Source organism: Mucilaginibacter sp. P5_A6 (assembly GCF_056400585.1).
Map to the genome: position 1 here is coordinate 224,077 of NZ_JBFUKZ010000003.1, position 16,015 is coordinate 240,091.

Consider the following 16,015-nt stretch of genomic DNA (forward strand, 5'->3'; position numbering starts at 1 on the left):
GCCTCCTAAAATTACACAAATACTATTTACTATGAAAACTACTTATTACGGCCAATCAACCGTTGAAATAGAATTAAGCAGTGGCAAAAAACTATTGTTTGATCCTTTTATATCACACAATTCGCTGGCGAAAAATATTGACCTCAAAAGCATAAAGCCAGATTATATCCTGGTATCACACGGCCATGGCGATCATGTTGCCGATTTATTAGAAGTACAAAAAAATAGCGGCGCCAAAGTTATCTGTATTGCCGAAATTGCCAACTGGCTTAACAGCAAAGGTGTTGATAATGTACACGGAATGAATATCGGCGGTGGTTTTAGTTTCGATTTTGGCCGGGTTAAAATGGTGAACGCGGTGCACTCCAGTACCCTGCCCGATGGCTCACCAGGTGGTAACCCTGCCGGTTTCATGCTATCTGTTGAAAGTAAAAAAATCTACTTCGCCGGTGATACCGCGCTTACTTATGATATGAAACTGCTGGCAGATGAAAACCTCGACTGGGCTTATTTACCAATCGGCGATAATTATACCATGGGTGCCGATGATGCAATCAAAGCCAGTGCTTTCATCAACTGTAAAAACATCATCGGGATCCATTACGATTCCTTCCCGGTTATCAAAATTGATAAAGACGATGTAAGGGAAAAATTCATCAAAGCAGGATTGAATTTAAAGCTGCCTGTTATTGGTGAAACGATAGATCTGTAGCTTCCTAATGGTCACACCGAACTTGTTTCTGAATGACCCCGGATACAAATAAAAAAGCCTCCCGACATAATCAGGAGGCTTTTTTGTTACTGAAGGTTACTTCTTCATTTTCATAGTGTCTTTTTTCATTGTTGTATCCTTCTTCATCTTCTTTTTCATTTTTTTCTTGGTGGTATCAGTTTGCATAACACCATTTGAAGATTTTACCGGAGCCCCGTGTGCAAAAACGCTTCCAAAAGAGATCGCTGCTAAAGCAATCATACAAAGTACCTTTTTCATAGCTTCTTATGTTTTATAGTTTTTATACTATATATAACGAATTAACTACAGATTGTTTTATTTTCTGCCAAATTAAATAATCGTCCCGTTAGGAATAATAGCACGTTTTTTAACAACTACAATGCCATCCTGTACGGTATGGGTGCCATAATCGCCGTCTTCCAGCTTTTCACCACAGTTGATAACAACATCGTCGCCGATGTAAGTATTTTTATCAATAATGGCATTTTTAATCCTGCACCTGTCGCCTATACCCATTAACGGCGATGCGCTTAACTTCAGTTCTGCAATCTGCTCCAACGTTTGGTAGTTATCATTTCCCATTACATAGCAGTTCTCAATTTCTGTTTCAACCCCAATACGGGTACGGATACCGATTATGGAACGTGTAATTGTTTTTGCACTGATGATACAACCATCAGCTACGATAGATTTATTTAAAGTTGTACCTGATACCTTTGATGGCGGCAGCATGCGCGCACGGGTATAAATATGATTTTCGCCAAAAAGGTTAAACTTAGGGATCTCGTCTGTTAAACCAAGGTTGGCGTCAAAAAATGATGGGATGGTACCAATATCTGTCCAGTAACCTTCATATTGATAGCTTAGTACTTTATGCTCAACTATTGATTGCGGGATGATCTCTTTACCAAAATCGGTACGGTCATTGCCTTCCAATAAATCATATAAAAGTTTACGGTTAAAAATGTAAATCCCCATTGATGCCAGGTAAACCCTGCCTTCGGCCTGCATTTCATCGCTTACCTCAGATGCCCAGCTTTCAAAGTTTGATTTTGGTTTTTCGATGAACGCGGTTACCATGCTGTTCTCATCAGCTTTTAAAATACCAAAACCCGGCACATCAGCTGCATCAACAGGAATTGTTGCTATGGAAATTTCGGCACCTGCTTCAATATGCTTCTCCATCATATCCTCAAAATCCATCTGGTATAGCTGGTCGCCCGATAGGATCAGTACATACTCAAATTCATGTACTGCCAAATGATGCAGGCTTTGCCTTACTGCATCAGCAGTTCCCTGGAACCAGGCAACGCTTGATGGCGTTTGCTCAGCAGCCAAAATATCAACAAAAGCATCGCTAAAGCTGCTGAAGTGATAGGTGTTTTTGATGTGCTTGTTTAACGATGCGGAGTTAAACTGTGTTAACACATAAATGCGCGTAATACCCGAGTGCAGGCAATTCGAAATTGGAATATCAACCAGGCGATACTTACCGGCAATTGGCACAGCCGGTTTTGAACGTGTTGCAGTAAGCGGCGATAAACGACTGCCCTGGCCACCGCCAAGCACAATTGAGATTACTTTAGATGTCATAGTTGAGGTTTTAAACTTTCATAAAGGTTTATATATTCTTTGGCCGAACGGTCCCACGAAAAATCGAGGGCCATCATACGCTTACGGAGTATTTGTAGTTGGGCGGGGTCTTGGTAAAGTATTTTGGCGCGGGTAATAGAATGGCAAATATCATCAACAGAAATCTGGCTAAAGCGGATACCGTAGCCCCCCTCATCGCCAAAATCAATTACCGAATCTATTAGTCCGCCAGTACTGCGTACAATTGGCATGGTGCCGTAACGTAAAGAGTACAATTGGTTAAGCCCGCATGGTTCAACACGCGATGGCATTAGCAGGAAATCGGCACCGGCATACACTACATGGGCCAATGATTCATCATAGCCAATAAAAACATTACAACGGCCGGGATACTTATCTCTAAGATCGAGCAGAGCCATTTCCATATCCGTATCACCCGAGCCTAATATAAAGAAGTTAACATCGTCTCCATATTCGGCCAGTGTACGGTCAATGGCATCGGGTAGCAGATCGGCGCCTTTTTCGATAACCAACCTGCCGATAAACACAAACAATGGTTTTTCGGGGTTTAAACCAAAGCGGGTGCAAAGGGCTTCTTTGTTGGCCTGCTTGCCTTTAGCCAGTGTTTTTATATTAAAATGATTGGGCACCATAGGATCGGTTTGGGGATTCCAAACTTCGGTATCAATACCGTTGATGATACCGTACCCTTTAGCTCTTTCAACATAGAAAAGGTACTCCAGTCCGTTTGAATTGATGGTAAGTTCGCGCAAATAAGTTGGCGAAACCGTAGTATACAACCAGCTGCATTTTACGGCAGCAGCTAACGGATTTATACCCGCGGCCCAATCAAGCAAGCCAATTGCCGACATATCAATCTCGGGCAGGTAAGGCAGTTGCTCCCAGCCAAAAGCGCCGTGGTACTGACCATTATGTATAGTAAATACGGTTGGCACATTTGCCAGCCGCTTATATAATTTGGAATGATAAAGTAGGAACGGCACCAGGCCCGAATGATGATCATGGCAATGGATAATATCAGGGGTTTGCTGCGAGTAGCTGATCCAATCTAAAAAAGCCAGTTGGAAAGCGATGAACTGCTCCCTTTCGTCGGGATAACTATATACATCCTCCCGGTCAAGCAAGCCCGGTATCCTCACCAAAAAAAGCTCGAAGCCGAGTTTATCGGTCTTCTCCTTTAAAATTTCGAAATAAAGACGGCGCGTATTTAATAAAGTAACGGCACTAAATACAACATCAAACTCGTTTTCACGGGTAAATTTACGGTCATAATAAGGCATCACAACAGCTGCCTGCAAACCCGCCAGGTTTTGATATTTAGGCAGTGCGCCAACAACATCTGCAAGGCCGCCAACTTTGGCAACAGGGTAACATTCGGCACTCAGGTGGAATATTTTCATTTAGGTTTTATTGGCTCAATTTAAGGAAAGATTACCAAAAGAGAAACCTATAATAATTAATATAGTTTTTGAAATTTAGATAATAAATTGTAAAAATCTTATTAAATATTTACTGCTTATGTTGAGAGATTGGCAGAAAAACGAGAAAAACAGACAAGGAAGAGATAAGTGTTTGGGTACACTAAGTTGAGTTTGGGAGAGCAAAAAGCCTGCAAGAAGCCTATTTGTTAATACTTATGGGATGCCGAATTTATTTCGGCATCCCACATACCAAGTATAAGACATGCAAAAGTATAGACTTGCTTATAGGGTGCTGAAATAAATTCGACACGACTAATTTTTATTTTATTAATGACAGAAATCAAATTAAGTGACCTAATCAAACACCCAATTAACCTCATTTAATCACCATCCATCAAAATTAATGTGCCTCCAGCCAATTCAATCCCGTACCAATCTCCACCATTATAGGTACCGTGGTTTTAATTGCCGTTTTCATGTTGTGCATAATGATGGGTTTTACTATCTCGATCTCATCATGCGGTACATCAAACACCAACTCATCATGTACCTGCATAGTCATGCGGGCATCCAGGTTTTGAGCTTTAAACTCGCGGTGAATATTGATCATGGCTATCTTGATCATATCTGCAGCCGAACCCTGTATCGGGGCATTTATAGCATTTCGCTCTGCAAAACCACGCACAGTTGCGTTGGCCGAGTTAATATCGCGCAAATATCTGCGTCGGCCCATCAGGGTGCATACGTAACCGTTTTCGCGGGCAAAGTTCATGGTATCGCCCATGTATTGTTTTATGCCAGGGAATTGGGTAAAATATTGTTCAATAATGTCGGCAGCTTCTTTACGCGGGATACCGAGGTTTTGGGACAAACCAAAAGCCGATTGCCCATAAATAATGCCGAAGTTAACGGCTTTGGCATTGCGGCGTTGCTCGCTGGTTACTTCATCCAACGCAATGCCGTAAACATTGGCGGCAGTGGCGGTATGAATATCCAGGTTATCAACAAAGGCTTGCATCATGTTTGGATCTTTGCTGATCTCGGCGATAATGCGCAGTTCTATTTGTGAATAATCTGCAGATACAATACTGTGGCCGGCATTTCTTGGGATAAAGGCTTTACGCACCTCCCTACCGCGCTCGGTACGGATGGGAATATTTTGCAGGTTGGGGTTAACACTGCTTAACCTCCCGGTTGCTGCTACAGCCTGGTTATAAGAGGTATGCACCCTACCGGTCTTCGGGTTTACCATTGTCGGCAAGGCATCAACATAGGTTGATTTCAACTTTTGCAGCTGGCGAAAGTCCAGGATATCCCTTACTATATCGCTTTTGGCGGCCAGGGAAAGCAGCACGTCCTCACCGGTTTGGTACTGACCGGTTTTGGTTTTTTTCGCCTTCGGGTCGAGCATCAATTTCTCAAACAGCACTTCGCCCAATTGCTTTGGCGATGCAATGTTGAACCTTACGCCTGCTTTTTCAAACACCGTTTTCTCGAGCTTAGCAACATCGGTTTCCAGCTCTTTACTGAACTCGCGCAGGGTATCATGGTCTATTTTTACACCTTCGTACTCAATATCAGCCAAAACGTATATCAGTGGATGCTCTATCTCGTTTATCAGTTTTTCGCTTTCAACCTCCTTTAGTTTAGGCTCAAACACTGCTTTTAGTTGCAGGGTGATATCCGCATCTTCGGCAGCGTATTCTTTTATCTTTTCGATCTCTACATCGCGCATGTTGCCCTGGTTTTTACCTTTGGCACCAATAAGTGCGGTGATTGAAACCGGTTTATAGTTGAGGTAATTTTCTGAAAGGATATCCATGTTATGGCGGGTATCCGGGTCGATAACGTAATGTGCCATCATGGTATCAAACAGATTTCCTTTTACCTGCACACCATACCATTTTAATATCAGGATATCAAACTTCAGGTTCTGCCCTATCTTGCCTATCTTTTCATTTTCCAATACCGGCTTAAACTCATTAACAATGTTTTTAACGGCTTCCTGGTCAACCGGTACCGGCACATACCAGGCCTCGCCTGCCTTTACCGAGAAGGACATACCTACCAGCTCGCAATTGTTGGCATCTGTGCCGGTGGTTTCGGTATCAAAGCAAAAAGATTCCTGCTTTTGCAGCAGGGCAATTAAGCTGGCACGTGCTTCAAAAGTATCTGCCAGGTGGTATTCGTGAGGTACGTTATCAATGTTTTTTGAGGCACTGATAAAATCTTCGTGAATATTCTCCACATCAACGGTCATGGTGGTGCGGGCTGTTGCAACCGGCTCACCAAATAAATCTGTTTGCGTGCCTGCCGATTTAAATTCGGTTATGGTAAAATCATCGCCAAAAACTCGTCTCCCCAGGGTGCGGAATTCCAGTTCGGCAAAAAGCGGCTCCAATAATTCTTTGCTTGGTGCGCAGATTTCCAGGCCTGCCTCATCCAGCTCAACTGGAACATTCAAAAGAATAGTAGCCAGTTTTTTAGACAACAAACCCTGATCGGCAAATTGCTCTATGTTTTCGCGCTGCTTGCCTTTTAACTCATGGCTATGGGCAATAATCTCTTCCATAGAACCATATTGTTTTATAAGCGCCTTAGCGGTTTTTTCGCCAATGCCGGGGATACCGGGAATATTATCAACCGCATCGCCCCATAAACCAAGTATATCTATTACCTGTTCAACGCGTTCAATTTCCCATTTTTCAAGCACTTCTTTAACGCCCAATATCTCCATTTCGTTACCCATACGGGCTGGTTTGTAAATGCGGATATTATCAGATACCAGCTGGGCGAAATCTTTATCAGGGGTCATACAATACACCTGGTAACCCTTTTGCTCGGCTTTTTTGGCAAGGGTGCCAATGATGTCATCAGCCTCATAACCATCTGATGTAATAACGGGAATGTTGAATCCTAATATAAGCTTAACTACATACGGCAATGCTTTGGAAAGATCCTCGGGCATGGCTTCGCGGTGGGCCTTGTAATGCTCATAATCGGTATGACGTTCGGTTGGCGCTTCGGTATCAAATACCACAGCCATATGGGTTGGTTTTTCTTTTTTCAAAACATCCAGCAGGGTATTGGTAAATCCCATTACTGCCGATGTATTCATTCCGCCCGAGGTAAACCGCGGACTTTTACTCAAAGCAAAATGCGCCCGGTAAATAAGGGCCATGCCATCCAAAAGAAATAGTTTTTTCATAATATTATTTAACACTAATTGCACGAACCAGAGCGAATTTCACGAATTCACTGCAACAGCTTTATGCAAAAATAGAATTAAATCCGGGACAATTCATGCCCATTAAAATTCGTGAAATTCGAATCAATTCGTGCCATTCGTGTATATTCTATTTAAAAGAACACTCCGGTATATGATCATTCACCATGCCTGTTGCCTGCATATGGGCATAGCAAATGGTGGTGCCAAAGAATTTGAAGCCACGTTTTTTCATATCCTTGCTAATGGCATCTGATTCTGCAGTACTTGCCGGAATTTTGTGATGATGGTTTATAATAGGTTTACCACCAGGCATAAAGCTGTATAGGTATTTATCAAACGAGCCAAATTCTTTTTGTACGCCTATAAAAAGTTTAGCATTATTGATGGCCGCCAGAATTTTAAGCCGGTTGCGTATAATACCCGTATCCTGCATTAGCCGTTCCACATCCTTATCGGTAAAAGCGGCTACCTTGTGTACGTTAAAATCGGCAAAGGCTTTTCTGTAGCCTTCGCGACGGCGTAAAATGGTGATCCAGCTTAAACCGGCCTGGGCGGATTCAAGGATGAGAAACTCAAATAGGATTTGGTCATCGTGAACTTCCTTGCCCCATTCTTCGTCGTGGTATTTGATGTAGAGTTCATCGGTTCCAGACCAACTACAGCGGGTTATTTTATTTGAATTATGAATCATGAATCTGGTAAATAAGAGTATAGTATAGTGAATTTATTGACGCCCTGTTTATGCAATACATCTATAATGTTTTTAATAACCGGGTAAGAAGTTTCACCATCGGCCTGTATAGCAATGCGCAATGGGGAGTTGTGTAGCCTGAAATTTGCTCTCCTTGAGCACTTTATCCAATTGAACAATTCATCATTACATGATAGATCCTGTAATAAACCCGGTTGAGCGTAATAATCAGAAAAACTGTAATAGTTCTTGATATATTGTTTCAGTGAACCTAAAGGTGTGCCGATAAAGTCAGTTTTACCAAACTTGATCACCTCACCTGAAGAAATTGGGATACTATATATCTTGGCCATTTGTTTTAAGGCGTCTTCGCGAACTTCCGGATATTCAAGGGCAAGCATAACCTTATTATTCCCCACTAAAATATTTATGAAATCCGAGTCATAATCAACAGTATTAAATAAATGCCCAATAGGTAAATTAACCCTAATTGGACATTGGAATGTAGGTCTGCCACAAATCAATAGAAACATTAAAACAATCAATGCCAGATTAATCATAGGAAACATATCAACATACAATAGTTTACGGCGTGATTTGGATTGATACATAAGATATGGATTAAGTAAGAGCTATAAGCATGTTCAATATTTTTATTGCGTTAAAAATCAACCTATTGTAAACAAACACATTCCGCGTGCAATGATTGGGCATTCCTTCATCCCCCGCAAAGATATGCGGCTAAAAATTCGCCTACTGCTTCGTATATTCAACCTAAAAATTTCTAAGCTTCATTCAATTCATCCCAATACTCCACTGCCCTGCGGTAATGCGGTATCACGATTGAACCTCCAACCAAATTGGCTATCATAAAAATCTCGTTCATTTCATCGTGTTTTACACCGGCCTCGTGGCATTTGCCAAGGTGGTATTTTATGCAGTCGTCGCAACGCAGTACCATGCTGGCTACCAGGCCAAGCATTTCTTTGGTTTTTACGTCGAGGGCGCCATCGGCATAGCTGGTGGTATCGAGTGCAAAAAAACGCTTAATGTTGGTGTTGGCAGTTTCCATTATCCTGTCGTTCATTTTAGAACGATAAGCGTCAAATTCTTCTATTAGTTTTCCCATTTTCAAATTATTGAGTTATTGAACTGGTGATAGTCTGCATCAATTTATAAAATTACTTTTAGCTATTTATTTTACAATTTTACTAATTTATTTAGCATTTAAAGTTATAAATATTTATTTTTATCCCAAGATTATTAATTTCAATTTTTACCACGCAATAAAACAACCATGGAAAGCCTGTCGCCAAATATTTTTGTTAAGGATATTAACGAAACCATCAAATTTTACCAGCTTTTGGGTTTCGACCTGGTAGTTACTGTACCCGAAACCGKCACCGACCTGGTATGGGCCATGATGGCCAAAGGAAACGTTACTTTCATGTTTCAAACCTTTGCCAGCCTGGGTGGGGAGCTACCTGAAATCAGCCGGCAGGATGGCGCATCGATGCTGCTTTACATCAAGCTTAAAAACATCAGGAAATTTTTTGAAGGGATAAAGGATTTGGTTCCAGTATTAAAGGGCCTTGAAACTACTTTTTATGGTGCTACCGAGTTTTCAATTAAGGATAATAACAATTATGTACTCACTTTTGCGGAAGATGAATAGACCCATCCCCGGAAGGGGGGGCTTAAAAAGTAAATTAAAAGACTCCCTTACCGGGGGAGATTTAGAGAGAACCTATGATCAATTTTAAACGTGCCGACCATATACATGTTTGTGTGCCACCGGAAAGACTGGAGGAGGCAAAGGCATTTTATACTGATATTATTGGGTTGGATTTGATAGAAAGGCCAGACGTATTTACCTCAAAAGGATACTGGTTTAATATAGGCGATATTCAATTGCATATTGGTATTGAACCATCGCTGCCACGCACCATCAGGCATACTGCTTTTGAGGTAACAGATGTTGTTGCTGCCCGCAGGCACCTCAAAGATCATGGGATTGAAATTGTGGAAGAACCCAAAATAGCAGGCCGCGAACGCTTTGCTTTTATCGATCCGTTTGGTAACCGGATGGAGTTGCTGCAGATGCTATAACGCCAGCTCGGTATTTGGATCCCAGAATACTGTTTTAAAATCCTGCACCTGGTCGTCAGTTACTTTTACGCCTTCGCTTTCCAGCATTTCCTGCATCCGGTTTCCACCAAAATGAAACTTGGCGGTGAGCAATCCCTGCTTGTTTACTACCCGGTGGGCCGGCACCGGCGGATCAACCTTACCCGCGGCCTGCATGGCGTAACCCACCATACGCGATGAACCTTTGGTGCCCAGGTACGATGCAATGGCGCCATATGAAGTTACCCTCCCTTTTGGTATCAGCCGGGCAACCTGGTAAACTTTATCAAAAAAGTTAATTTCTTCCATGTTATAAAAGCTAAAAGTTTAAGGCCTAAATGCAGAACAATTGGTTGCTGTAATTATTTACAATCTTAAATACAATTACACTTGGTAGCCGGGTTACGCAAAAGAAAATTTAAGATAGTTAATGTTCTTATTATTTTTCAAATACATTTTCTCGTAATAAGTTTTGATGGATAAAACCTCATCGGCATATGGCGAATGATACAAATCTTCGGTTTTAGCATGCAAATTAAGTTTCAATTCTTCAATTTTTTCGGCAGTATAGGCATGCAGACCATCGTTATCGGTTTTAAGATTAACACAGCCCGATGGCTTTAGTATTTCAATATACTTATTCAAAAAGCGTGGCGAAGTAAGCCGTTTTTTCTCGCGACTCAGTTGGGGTTGAGGGTCGGGGAAGGTAATCCAGATCTCATCAACTTCGCCATCGGCAAAATAATCCAACAGGTTTTCTATTTGTATCCTAAGGAAAGCAACATTAGCAACACCATCTTCAATAGCCGTTTTGGCGCCGCGCCAAATGCGGTTGCCTTTATAATCAATACCAATAAAATTTTTATCGGGAAACAAATTGGCCAGGTTCACAGTGTATTCGCCTTTACCGCAGGCCAGCTCTAAAACAACGGGGTTGTCATTTTTAAAAAAACCGGCGCTCCATTGACCCTTAAAGGGTTTACCGGCGTCTAATTGCAATACATTACTAAAAGTATCAATCTCAGCAAATCGTTTTAACTTATCTTTTCCCACTTTATAAAAATAAAGTGCAAAAATAGGCTTTTCTGTTAATTGAGCAGAATGGGGTTTAAAATAGCCTTAAACAACTGCACCTGTTGCTGGTTTTTTGTAAGGTGCGGGCTTGTAATCATCCTTTGACTTCTTTTTGGTGAATTTTTCAAAAAGCCCCTTTACCGTACCCCAAATGCCCGAAACCGAATCCTCGTTAACATAGTTTGATGCTTTTTGAGATACCAGCCCCACCAGGGTTTTAATTAAAAAGTTGGAGTTTTTAAAAATGGTTTTGTTTAACGTTAGCGGAATAACCAACCGTGAAACCAGGTTTATAATATCCGGGTGAAAAACCCCATGATCACGACCCTCGCTATCCACCGAGCGCGGAAATATTGACATAACAGATGAAAATATGGCAGAAGGACTGCTAAAGCGCGCCTTTAACGCCACGCTTTGCTGGCTTTCTACCGTTTTTAACCTGAAAATCTCGTCCTGCAGATCGTTTATACTTTTTATTTGATAGCTCATTGTGTTTACCTTTTAAATATTTTTTGGATAAAAATGTTAGCCAAAGGCTTTTCAATGGCATTTTTATTGAGTTTTATAATAATCGCGATCACTAAATAAATAAGTGCCACGCATCCAAAGCCCTCCCACAATGAGTTCAACACATCACCTAAATAAAAAGCAAGCGTAAAACTGGCAAAAATAAAAGCCAGCAACATACTTATTGTAACAACTACGTCGGTAATAATACTTGCTAAAATTGAAGTTCCACCTTCAATAGCCTCATATTTTAAAAGCTTAAAACGCGTTTCGGCGTATTCTTTTAACTGATCAATAATAGGTGGTAATGGCGGTGGTGTTTCTTTTTTGGCTTCCATAGGTGTTTGTTTGTATTATAATTTTATAATCCCGGATAACTCATTTAGGATGAATTATCCGGGTAATTTAAAATTATGCGTGTTCCAAATCGTCCTGGTATTCTTCTTCGGCGCCCCTGATTTTTGATTTAATGTTTCCAACCACCTTGTCTTTTAAGCCAACCAGATTATCAATTTCGGCCGCGGCGGTTTCTTTGATAGATTCGCCCAGGTTTTTTAATGATTCTGTAAGCTTATCGCGTGTTTCATCTCCCTTATCCGGAGCAAATAAAATACCTAAAGCTGCCCCTGCTGCCAGGCCTGCAAGTAAAGCAACAACTACTTTTGTGTTATCGTTCATTGTAATATAATTTAAAAATTGAACATTTGATTGATTAATACTAATACCTTGCCAAATATCATTAATTGTATTATTTGAATGCAATTAATGTATAAATTGTTTTTTTGTTTGTGCGTTTTTGGTGCTGTGTGTACAAAAGTATCCAATATACGTGTCAGTTTTCCGGCACAGTACGTATCCGCTCCAGGCGATCGGCAGCCAAACGGTTGGTTTCGTAAATCTCCATCAGCAGTAAAAAGTACGATAATAATACCGGCCCAAAAACCAGGCCCAAAATCCCAAAAAGAGGTATCCCGATAAATACCCCGATGATGGATATTATTGGGTGTGTATTGGCTATACGTTTATTGATAATCATCCTTAAAAAATTATCTACATTACCAATAAACAACAAGCCATAAGCCAACAGCAAAACGCCCTGCAAGTTATGTCCCTGCGCAAACAGCACTATGCTTGCCGGTATACACAATGTTGGCGCGCCCACAACCGGTAAAAACGAAATAAATATAGCAATAACCCCCCAGAATACAGGATCGGGTATGCCAAATATCAAAAAGCCGTTGGCCAGCAGTACTCCCTGTGTTATGGCTATTATTCCTTGTCCTAAAACGTTCGAATAGGTAGAATCGCGTAGGGCGGCTGCAAATTTTAATGCATGCTGCTCCCTGAATGGCGCATACTTAAGTAATCCGGCTTCAAATTCCCTCATCTGCGTAAGCATAAAATACAGAATAAAGTACAAAACCAGCAATGTTATGATAATGCTGGCCGCGCTGCTTAATATGGATGGAAATAAACCTGTGGCAATAGTGCCCAGTTTTTGAAGTGTATCTTCGGCAAAGTGTGGCTGATTAAGGTTTGCACCTGTAAAAGCATCAATTTTTGAAGTCCATTGCTCAATGGGAAGCTCTTTAAGATTTATGCTTGATATTTTCCCTACAACCATAATACTCAGTGTAAGAAAAGGGATAACAATAATAATAAGGGAGGTAAAAATAATGAGCAGTGCAACCGGCGCTTTTGGCCATCCCCGTTTCTCGGCCAGGTTAATATACAGCGGCCTGAAAATAGTGTACAACACTATTGCCCCAAGTATGCTGCTGAACAAACCGCTAAGCGCATAAAGCAAAAAACATCCCAGTAAAATGATGCTTGCCAGGATGATATTATTGCGCTGCTTATAGTTAAAAATTGACATTAAAGGCTTGGAGTTTTTTTCAGAAAGTCAGGAAAAAAGAGCCAGGATAAGACTAACGATCAAAAAGTTTCCTTCTGATCTTTATCTATTGATTCTCTTCATTTATAAACAAAAAAACGCCAAAAAGTTTTAGCGTTTTTGAAAGAATATACGCTGTATTTAAGGTTTATCCGTATTGTTTAACAGGTTATTTATTTTGGTTGCACTTGTTGTAATAGTATCAATATAAAACAGGCAATCATCAGTAATATCGGGCAGTTCATATTTTAGCTGCTCAAGTGCAAGGTGAATGTTTGAAAGCTGATTTTTTATATCGTGCTTCAGCTTGCGCATATTCTCATCCTCTCCTTCCCTATGTTGTTGCAGTAAACCCATCGTTATTTAAGATTGATGGCCTTCATTTTATTATACAATGTTTTCCTGTCTATTTTCAATATCTCGGCTGCCCTGGTCTTGTTAAAGTTTACCTCCCTTAAAACCCTGATAATAGTTTCATACTCGGCCTCAAGCGCCGCGTTTTTCAGATCATGGCGATTTTCCCTTACTTCCGGAGCATCGTTTACTGATGAATTGTGAAAGCTATCAAACGATGGTGTTTTAAAGTTCGAGATCTCCAGCGGTAATGCTTTCATGGTTATCTCATTATCCTCGGCAAGTAATGCTGCCCTCCTGATCACGTTTTTTAGCTCGCGAATGTTTCCCGGCCAGCGGTAATTCATAAAGCAATCAATCACCTCGGGCGAAAACGTATCTACATCGCGCCCCAGTTCGTTGTTGGCTATTCTTAAAAAATGCTCGGCCAGCAGCATAATGTCATTACCGCGATCGCGCAAAGGCGGCATATATATGGTAAACTCATTAAAGCGATGGTACAGGTCTTCCCTGAATTTTCCTTTTTGGATACCATCCTGAAGGCTCTCGTTAGTAGCTATAATAATGCGCACATCAAGGTCAATCTCTTTGGTGCTGCCTATTCTTTTAACCTTACGCTCCTGCACGGTACGCAACAGGGCGGCCTGTATTTCATAAGATAGGTTACCTACCTCATCCAAAAACAAGGTGCCGCCGTTGGCCATTTCAAAGTGCCCTATTTTTGTGTATAGCGCACCGGTGAATGATCCTTTTTCATGACCAAAAAACTCACTGGCGGCCAGCTCTTTGGTTAGCGAACCGCAATCCATAGCAATAAATGGCTGGTTATTGCGCGGACTGTTCAGGTGGATACTTTTGGCTACCGACTCTTTACCCGTACCGCTCTCGCCCAAAATGATCACGCTGTAATTGGTTGGCGCAACAAGTTCAATCTGCCTCAAAAGTTCTTTTGAAGCCTTGCTGGTACCGGCAACAAATTCACTTGCAAAAACCTGCTTTTTGTGCTCCCTGCTTTTTGACTTATCAGCTACTACAGAAGTAGCATTTTCTGCGTCTTCAACCAGGGCATAATGGGTTTCAACGGCTTTATTAATGGTATTTAATATTTCGTCGGGGTACAAGGGCTTGGTAATGTAATCATAGGCGCCCATTTTAATGAGCTCAACAGCCATTTTAATATCCGAGTAGCCGGTAATAATGATAACACCGGTTTTTGGATACTGTGTTTTGATGTTACGTAACATTTCCCGCCCATCGGTATCCTCCAACCTAAAATCGCAAAGTACAAGGTTGTATTCGCCTTCTTTAAGTGCCTCCATTCCGCCTGTGCCGCTTGTTGCGGTGCTTACTTCAAAGCCATTGCGTGTTAAAAATTTAGATAGCAACAAGCCTACATTAACTTCATCATCAATGATGAGGATTTTCTTCATATTAGTTATAACAGGTGGTAAAATGTATTAAAGGCGTTAAGTTACAAACAATGTTGCTAATTTTAGGATGTTTTATTTAATTATAGTTTTTCACAGGTTAAAAAAATATCCGAAAACAAAAAAGGGAAGCCCGATCTGGCCTCCMTTTTTTGTTCAATTTAATAGGTATAAGTAGGATCGATATTAAAACCCGTATGCTACACGTACACCTATAAAGTTTACTTTACTGGCATCAACACCGCTTGCATATTTGGTAGTTGCTTCGTAACGTACACCTGCATCAATAAAGCTGCCTGCACTTACCGGGAACTGAACACCTATTTGTGGAGCATAAACAAAGGCAGTTGATTTATTAGCACCAACATCAGATTTGTTTAGCAAAAACGCCGCGCCAGCTTCACCCTGTACATAAAAATTCTCAACCGGGAAGAATTTTAAACCGGCTTTTACAGGTATTAAATGAAAATCGGGTGCATCAAGATTAGCAATACCGCCAATATCTTTTTTACCAAAAATATTGTTGTAACCCGCGTTAACAGTTGCAAATAACTGGTTTTTGTACAAAGGGATGTCTGCCTGTACCGAGCCACCTAAGTTCCATTTGTAGTTATCTTTAAAGTTGCCAACAGGGATACCCGCATCAACACCAATGCTGTAACGGATACCACCCGGGGTAGTAGTTGATGATGTAGTACTGGTAGTGGTGGTAGTTGTTTGTGCTTTTGCGCCCAATCCTAATCCGGCAAAAGCTAAAATTAAAGCTGAAATTTTGAATGTATTTTTCATAACAATTGTTGTGTTTTTGATTTTATTTGTTTTAAACACATGGCAAAGTAAAGCACCAGATGATATATGATTTTTCATCCCAAAGTCACGAATATTTAAGCGTTTGATTAACAATAATTTATTTTTTGACCATCCGGGTATCAAGGTCAGCCCAT

19 protein-coding genes are annotated in these 16,015 nt (G+C 41.0%); 3 read left to right on the forward strand and 16 right to left on the reverse strand.

Annotation, left to right across the window (positions count from 1 at the left end):
* The first annotated feature begins 31 nt into the window (after window positions 1–31).
* Window positions 32–712, forward strand: coding sequence for a metal-dependent hydrolase (locus tag AC1DO4_RS05130; protein ID WP_477413591.1), 681 nt, complete (start codon window positions 32–34; stop codon window positions 710–712).
* Between the two features lie 96 nt (window positions 713–808).
* Here the strand turns inward: AC1DO4_RS05130 and AC1DO4_RS05135 are convergent, their stop codons facing one another.
* From AC1DO4_RS05135 to AC1DO4_RS05165, 7 genes are all read right to left on the reverse strand, one after another.
* Window positions 809–991 carry a hypothetical protein gene (locus AC1DO4_RS05135; protein ID WP_477403041.1) on the reverse strand — a complete coding sequence of 61 codons (183 nt, stop codon included), beginning with the start codon at window positions 989–991 and terminating at the stop codon, window positions 809–811.
* A 72-nt stretch (window positions 992–1,063) separates the two neighbouring features.
* Window positions 1,064–2,326 (reverse strand): glucose-1-phosphate adenylyltransferase, encoded by a 1,263-nt coding sequence (locus tag AC1DO4_RS05140; protein WP_477413593.1) that lies wholly within the window; start codon window positions 2,324–2,326, stop codon window positions 1,064–1,066.
* Window positions 2,323–3,747: a glycogen synthase gene (locus AC1DO4_RS05145; RefSeq protein WP_477413595.1), complete on the reverse strand. Its 1,425-nt coding sequence runs from the start codon at window positions 3,745–3,747 to the stop codon at window positions 2,323–2,325. Before AC1DO4_RS05145 ends, AC1DO4_RS05140 begins: the two co-directional genes overlap by 4 nt.
* A gap of 421 nt (window positions 3,748–4,168) precedes the next feature.
* The gene (polA, locus tag AC1DO4_RS05150) at window positions 4,169–6,976 is read right to left on the reverse strand and encodes a DNA polymerase I (protein ID WP_477413597.1); all 2,808 of its coding nucleotides are present in this window, start codon (window positions 6,974–6,976) and stop codon (window positions 4,169–4,171) included.
* A 148-nt stretch (window positions 6,977–7,124) separates the two neighbouring features.
* Window positions 7,125–7,688: a DNA-3-methyladenine glycosylase I gene (locus AC1DO4_RS05155; protein ID WP_477413599.1), complete on the reverse strand. Its 564-nt coding sequence runs from the start codon at window positions 7,686–7,688 to the stop codon at window positions 7,125–7,127.
* The gene (locus AC1DO4_RS05160; RefSeq protein ID WP_477413601.1) at window positions 7,685–8,299 is read right to left on the reverse strand and encodes a biopolymer transporter ExbD; all 615 of its coding nucleotides are present in this window, start codon (window positions 8,297–8,299) and stop codon (window positions 7,685–7,687) included. Before AC1DO4_RS05160 ends, AC1DO4_RS05155 begins: the two co-directional genes overlap by 4 nt.
* A gap of 173 nt (window positions 8,300–8,472) precedes the next feature.
* Entirely contained in the window at window positions 8,473–8,817 is a 345-nt protein-coding gene (locus tag AC1DO4_RS05165; protein WP_477413603.1) for a carboxymuconolactone decarboxylase family protein, read from the reverse strand.
* 168 nt (window positions 8,818–8,985) lie between these two features.
* Here AC1DO4_RS05165 and AC1DO4_RS05170 point away from each other — a divergent pair, with 168 nt between their 5' ends.
* Both AC1DO4_RS05170 and AC1DO4_RS05175 read left to right on the forward strand, forming a co-directional pair.
* On the forward strand, window positions 8,986–9,363 hold the full coding sequence (locus AC1DO4_RS05170) for a VOC family protein (protein WP_477413606.1): 378 nt from the start codon (window positions 8,986–8,988) through the stop codon (window positions 9,361–9,363).
* Window positions 9,364–9,437: 74 nt separating this feature from the next.
* A complete protein-coding gene (locus AC1DO4_RS05175; RefSeq protein ID WP_477413608.1) occupies window positions 9,438–9,797 on the forward strand; it encodes a VOC family protein in 360 nt (119 codons plus the stop codon).
* Here the strand turns inward: AC1DO4_RS05175 and AC1DO4_RS05180 are convergent.
* The 9 genes from AC1DO4_RS05180 to AC1DO4_RS05220 form a co-directional block, all read right to left on the reverse strand.
* A complete protein-coding gene (locus AC1DO4_RS05180; RefSeq protein ID WP_477413610.1) occupies window positions 9,792–10,124 on the reverse strand; it encodes an MGMT family protein in 333 nt (110 codons plus the stop codon). The two genes, AC1DO4_RS05175 and AC1DO4_RS05180, sit on opposite strands and share 6 nt — an antisense overlap.
* A 93-nt stretch (window positions 10,125–10,217) precedes the next feature.
* Entirely contained in the window at window positions 10,218–10,868 is a 651-nt protein-coding gene (gene trmB, locus AC1DO4_RS05185) for a tRNA (guanosine(46)-N7)-methyltransferase TrmB (RefSeq protein ID WP_477413612.1), read from the reverse strand.
* A gap of 66 nt (window positions 10,869–10,934) precedes the next feature.
* On the reverse strand, window positions 10,935–11,378 hold the full coding sequence (locus AC1DO4_RS05190; protein ID WP_477403063.1) for a hypothetical protein: 444 nt from the start codon (window positions 11,376–11,378) through the stop codon (window positions 10,935–10,937).
* A 5-nt stretch (window positions 11,379–11,383) separates the two neighbouring features.
* Window positions 11,384–11,734, reverse strand: coding sequence for a phage holin family protein (locus AC1DO4_RS05195; RefSeq protein ID WP_477413614.1), 351 nt, complete (start codon window positions 11,732–11,734; stop codon window positions 11,384–11,386).
* Window positions 11,735–11,807: 73 nt separating this feature from the next.
* Window positions 11,808–12,074: a YtxH domain-containing protein gene (locus tag AC1DO4_RS05200; RefSeq protein ID WP_477403067.1), complete on the reverse strand. Its 267-nt coding sequence runs from the start codon at window positions 12,072–12,074 to the stop codon at window positions 11,808–11,810.
* A gap of 154 nt (window positions 12,075–12,228) precedes the next feature.
* Window positions 12,229–13,272, reverse strand: coding sequence for an AI-2E family transporter (locus AC1DO4_RS05205; RefSeq protein WP_477403069.1), 1,044 nt, complete (start codon window positions 13,270–13,272; stop codon window positions 12,229–12,231).
* Window positions 13,273–13,431: 159 nt separating this feature from the next.
* Complete coding sequence (locus AC1DO4_RS05210) at window positions 13,432–13,647, reverse strand: hypothetical protein (RefSeq protein ID WP_477403071.1); 216 nt, start codon at window positions 13,645–13,647, stop codon at window positions 13,432–13,434.
* A gap of 2 nt (window positions 13,648–13,649) precedes the next feature.
* Window positions 13,650–15,074 carry a sigma-54-dependent transcriptional regulator gene (locus tag AC1DO4_RS05215; RefSeq protein ID WP_477413616.1) on the reverse strand — a complete coding sequence of 475 codons (1,425 nt, stop codon included), beginning with the start codon at window positions 15,072–15,074 and terminating at the stop codon, window positions 13,650–13,652.
* Between the two features lie 183 nt (window positions 15,075–15,257).
* Complete coding sequence (locus AC1DO4_RS05220; protein ID WP_477413618.1) at window positions 15,258–15,860, reverse strand: hypothetical protein; 603 nt, start codon at window positions 15,858–15,860, stop codon at window positions 15,258–15,260.
* Window positions 15,861–16,015 lie beyond the last annotated feature (155 nt).